Annotated in this window: 5 protein-coding genes; 4 read left to right on the top strand and 1 reads right to left on the bottom strand. The window is 56.4% G+C overall.

Annotated elements, in window-relative coordinates; translation table 11 throughout:
* Positions 1–126 precede the first annotated feature (126 nt).
* Positions 127–894, bottom strand: a complete 768-nt coding sequence (locus tag PY650_RS36010) for a hypothetical protein (protein WP_285884845.1) — start codon at positions 892–894, stop codon at positions 127–129.
* A 2,292-nt stretch (positions 895–3,186) separates the two neighbouring features.
* Here PY650_RS36010 and PY650_RS36005 point away from each other — a divergent pair.
* The 4 genes from PY650_RS36005 to PY650_RS35990 form a co-directional block, all read left to right on the top strand.
* Entirely contained in the window at positions 3,187–3,906 is a 720-nt protein-coding gene (locus PY650_RS36005) for a pentapeptide repeat-containing protein (protein WP_285884844.1), read from the top strand.
* Between the two features lie 43 nt (positions 3,907–3,949).
* On the top strand, positions 3,950–4,447 hold the full coding sequence (locus PY650_RS36000) for a GAF domain-containing protein (protein ID WP_285884843.1): 498 nt from the start codon (positions 3,950–3,952) through the stop codon (positions 4,445–4,447).
* A gap of 188 nt (positions 4,448–4,635) precedes the next feature.
* A complete protein-coding gene (msrB, locus tag PY650_RS35995) occupies positions 4,636–5,085 on the top strand; it encodes a peptide-methionine (R)-S-oxide reductase MsrB (protein WP_285884841.1) in 450 nt (149 codons plus the stop codon).
* The coding region (locus PY650_RS35990; RefSeq protein WP_285883356.1) for a peptide-methionine (S)-S-oxide reductase at positions 5,082–5,246 on the top strand (165 nt) is incomplete at its 3' end. The genes msrB and PY650_RS35990, both read left to right, overlap by 4 nt.

The raw sequence follows: 5,246 nt of genomic DNA, 5'->3' as shown, positions 1-5,246 counted from the left end.
TAGCGGGGAAAGCTGTTGGACAGCGGTTCGACATCGCCGGGGCCGGCAAAGGCGAAGTTGGCAAGCAGCTCTCTGAGGGATGTTCGAATGTAGATGCGCTCACATGGCTGTGCCGCTCTCGTTCAATTACATGGTGGCTTGATAGAATTTTTCGAGATGACAGGCCGCCTGTTTCGCGCCCCATTCCCAACCGGTAGAGGGAGTGTCGCTCAGGACGCTGCAGCAGCAAAATGTGAAGATCGGCGATAATGTTTTCGGCGTTGTCGAAGTGAATGGGGGGATGACGGGAGCTTCGGCCACCTTGTGGGCCCGCGCCCACCGAAACTCCCGGCTGTCGTTGATGATCGCTGGAGCGAGTTGCGCGTCTGGCGCGATCCCAGCCAGAACGGTGTCGCCGACGACGGCGAGTTGCTGACCATGTCGGATGCCGGCAAGTGAGAGGTCAGCACCCTCAGCGACAAGTGCATGGTGGGAGCCAAGGACTTTCAGATCAACAAGCGCAGAAAGCTCATCGCTGATGCGATCAGCCACGAGAGAATCCGCAATAAGCTTCTCCATGGTGCCGAGCTGAATTCCCGGGTGCCTGTCGGAAAAAGAGAATCGAAGTAAGCTCGCCAGGAGACCGAGGAAGAGGTCTGGGATGCTGCCCTGCACCCGATGGAACACAACGTCTTCGCGACGCCAAAACTGATGAAATCTGGCCGGGATATCCGCCCACCTTGCCAGCAGCTCGACAAACTTTTTGTCGAATTTGCCAAGGTAGGCATCGTAACTTGCGCACAGAATTTTCTTATCTGAAGACAAGGTCTGGCTGGAATATGACATGGGTGATTCCATGTGGACGGTTTCAACGGTCGCGCCCGGCGATTTGAAGTCGACGATCAGGCGCTTCATGCAGTCCGGCAGCAGATGCGCGTTGCAGAGCGGTTTTTCTTCGCCGCAGAGCTTATAAATTCCGAGCCACTTGCCGTTTTCGGATTTCTTTCATGGTGTCCTTGGTGATAAGCAACGATCAAGCATTGTGCATGAGCGGAATATCAGACATGAACACCTTGCCAGCCGCATTTGCAACGTTCGTCCTTCCAGGGCATGAGTTAACGCCTCCGCGATTTCTATTGGATATTGCGTCGGCCCAACGACTACTCGGTCTACGAGATCGACAAGGCTAACGGTTCCCCGGCTGCGCGGTAACGAGATCTGGTGGATCATCTGCGGGATGCCGTTGAAAGTCTTCACTTCGGGCTTCATCGAATAGGGAGAGGAGCGAGTGGTGAACGATCCACGTTACAAATCGATTTCTCTCGGTGGCTGCGTGTCGCCGCGCAGCCGGTGGCGGGCGGTGTCGGCCTTTGCTTTGTTGCTTTTGTCAGCATGTCTGGCCGAAAAGTCCAGTTACAGTGAATAATCTGGTGGCGAAGACGCTGATACACCGAGGGAAAAGGAATTGGTCTGAAAGCTTGCGATAGAGCCCGCTAAATCTATTATTGAATTTAACTAATTCAAATTTCCTATTAAAACTAAATAATTTAATGATATATTTTAAAAGTTAGGCAACTCTGTGCCTAGGTGGCTACGCATGTAGTCACATTGGGCCGCCAACACATCCCCGTCGGCGGCCCAAATTTATGATATTCCCTGCCGCTCAGCCTTCATTTTGAACTGATGCATATTTTGCATGAGTTGCGCCATTTTCTGTATTAACGCTAAGCGGGTGAGACCCAGCGGTAGGTGAGGCGGCAGCTGCGGAGATTGCGCATGCCCTCCTGCCCCGCGCCGACATTGCTTCCGCAGTTAGTGGCCTTGCACGACCTTAATGAGGTTTGGCGATGGTACCCGTGTTCTCTCGAATGATTGGACCTCTTCGCTCGTGATTTTGCCCGCCGTCAGACCATTGACCACCCGGCGACAGACCACAGCCATCGGATCGCCGCCGCTGAATTTTGCCATCGTGGCAATGGCCTGTTTTTGTTTGGCTGTTACATTTCCAGAGCGGCAACTAGCGTTTTTCTCTGAGCGCGGGGCTTCCTTGCAGGGCCGTCTTAACGGCTTCGGATTTTTGAGCTCGCTGCTGGGGCGCGCAGGCTGAAAGAGATGCTGGGACGGAGGCAATGGCCAGAATATATAGGTATTTTATAAATTCCCCCAATCAATCATACTGCCAATAGAGGCGCGAATTGATTGGAGAAAATGAAATCTTTGCGTGTATATTGCCTTTGAATTGGCAGCCGGAGATGTCCAACAGCTTTCACCGCTAGAACGGGGCGCCGCAGCAGGAGGCGCTTCGACATCGCCGGGGCCGGCAAAGGCGAAGTTGGCAAGCAGCTCTCTGAGGGACGTTCGGATGTAGATGCGCCCCCATGGCCATGCCGCTCTCGTTCAATTACAATGATGGCTGGATAGAATTTTTCGAGATGACAGGCCGCCTGTTTCGCGCCCCATTCCCAACAGGTAGAGGGAGTGTCGCTCAGGGCAGCAGCAAAGTGTGAAGATCGGCGATAATGTTTTCGGCGTTGTCGTAGTGATTGGGGGGATGACGGGAGCTTCGGCCACCTTGTGGGCCCGCCCACCGAAACTCCCGGCCGTCGTTAAGGGGTGAGTACGACAGCGCGGGCAACTAACCGGCTCTCGCCAATATCGTCCAACGGTTGCGGCGCAGCTGGGTAATCTCTGATTAATATCCACCAATCCTGTGCCGTTTTGGATCGAGCCAATCTCTGAAATCTATCGCATGACGCCTTGGATTGCGCCGCAATCACCTGCGCCAAAAAGCGCCATCAGATTGCTGTTGACATATGCTAAGGCAAACTTACCATTGGCTTGCTAGATTAGATTGACCTCCAATCTGCGCCCTGGTGGTCTGGCCGTTTCCCTCGGTCAGGCCACTTTTCTTCTGGGGCATCAACTCAGCTTCTGCCGACCTCGGGCGTAGCTGCCGATGTTGACCGCTGCTTCCATGCTCTCGGCCCTCTTGCCGTGCGGCAATCCGCTCCCGGCGGTTGCCGCGTGATATCCTTTTGCAACAGGGTCGCTTTTTCGTTGCAGGAAACACTATATAGAGAGTTGGACCGGGACGACTCTGTCGATATCGAGCAGAGGCGCCCACTTGGAAAGTCGAAGCGAGGGATGAGGATGCGGTCTTGGCGGGGGCGAAATGCCGGCGGTTCGGCTCTGAGTTGTTTTGCAGCAATGGGGAACGAAATTGCCACCGGTCTTTCCGGGCTGGCACTTGCCACGACAATCCTGCTCGCATCCGGCGCCCACGGACTCGCGCTGGCGGCAGATTGCAATAGGGTTGCTTCGCCCGGCCTGAATTGGAGCGAATGCAGTAAAACCAATATCATGCTGCAGGGCAGCGATCTGCACGGGGCAAATCTTGCCGGCGCTCATTTCGACAGCACCGATCTCAGCAATGCCAATGTCACTTTGGCAAATCTGGAGAAGGCCACGCTGATACGCACATGGTTGAAGAACGCACGGGCCGAGGCAGCGAATTTCTCGAGGGTCGAAGCATACCGTTCCGATTTCACTAACATCATGGCCAACGGTGCCAGGTTTGCCAGTGCCGAGCTGCAGCGGGCAGAATTCAGCGGCGCGCAGCTTACCAACGCGGATTTTCAGAAGGCTGAGCTTGGCCGCGCCGATTTCGATCAGGCGGTGCTAACTGGGAGTAATTTTTCTTTCGCCAATTTATCCCGTGCCACTTTGACCGGCGCGACGATACGAGGCCCGGTCGCCTTCGACGGCGCCTTCATGTTTCTGACGCGTATCGAAGGGCTCGATCTCTCAGCCGCTACCGGCTTGACGCAACAGCAGATAAATCTCGCCTGCGGCGACAAGTCGACCATGCTACCCGCAGGACTGAAAGCGCCGGCGAGCTGGCCCTGTCCGCCCGACGACAAGGACTGACACAATCCGGCCGGTCATGACGTAATCGAAAGGCAGTGATCCAATGTTTGTGGAAAAGACGATCCAGCACGACAACAAGCCCGAATTCTATCGCGAGCTCGTCGGCCAATTGCAGGCGCTGCTCGATGGCGAGACCGATCCAGTCGCCAACGCTGCCAATACCTCGGCGCTGATCTACCAAATGCTGCCGGACCTCAACTGGGCCGGCTTTTACTTCCTGCAGTCGGAGGACGAGCTCGTGCTCGGACCGTTCCAAGGCAAGCCCGCATGCGTTCGCATCGCGGTCGGCCGCGGCGTGTGCGGGACGGCGATCGCTGAGGAACGGTCGATACTTGTCGAGGACGTGCACGATTTTCCAGGTCATATCGCCTGCGATGCGGCCTCCCGTTCGGAACTCGTGGTGCCGCTATCTCGGGATGGCCAAGTTTTCGGCGTCATCGATCTGGACAGCCCGCTCGCCGGCCGTTTCGACGGCGCCGATCAGGCCGGCATCGAGGCCTTGGCGACGATCTTTGCTTCCGCCTGCGACTGGGATGAGTGATTGCCGGCGGGTGTGCGACGCATCACGTCGCCGTGTGGGATATGGCAAATCGGTTGCCGGATGCCTATATTTCCGCCGCAACCACTCCCGCGACGCTCATCGAGCTCTTTATCTGTAACGATTACCAGTGTTCTCTCGTAGATCCTGGTGGAGTTCGCAACATGCGCCTGAGGGCAAGGAGAACAGGAATGCAGAACTACAGCAAGACTTCCGAGGCTATAGCGAAGCTGTCTCCGGAGCAGTACCGCGTGACGCAGCAAAGCGGTACCGAGCGTCCAGGCACGGGCGAATATCTCAACAACAAGCAGCCGGGCATCTATGTCGATATCGTGTCCGGCGAGCCGCTGTTTGCCTCTTCCGACAAGTTTGACTCGGGCTGCGGCTGGCCGAGCTTCACCAAGCCGATCGAAACCGCGAACATCAACGAGCTCACCGACCTCTCGCATGGCATGCTGCGCACCGAAGTGCGCTCTGCCCATGGCGACAGCCATCTGGGGCACGTTTTTCCCGACGGACCGATGGATCGCGGCGGCCTGCGCTATTGCATAAACTCTGCCTCCCTTCGCTTCGTGCATCGCGACAAGATGGAGGCTGAAGGTTATGGTGCCTATCTCGACCAAGTGGAGGATATCCGATGACTACGGAACGTGCAGTTCTCGCCGGCGGTTGTTTTTGGGGCATGCAGGACCTCATCCGCCGTTATAACGGCGTCATCTCGACCCGCGTCGGCTATACCGGCGGCGAGGTTCGCAATGCGACTTATCGCAATCATGGCACCCATGCGGAAGCGATCGAGATC

The organism is Martinezella calliandrae (assembly GCF_030272695.1).
GTDB lineage: Bacteria > Pseudomonadota > Alphaproteobacteria > Rhizobiales > Rhizobiaceae > Rhizobium > Rhizobium calliandrae.
The sequence above is the reverse complement of the archived record's forward strand: the minus strand, read 5'-3'. Positions and strand labels throughout refer to the sequence as shown.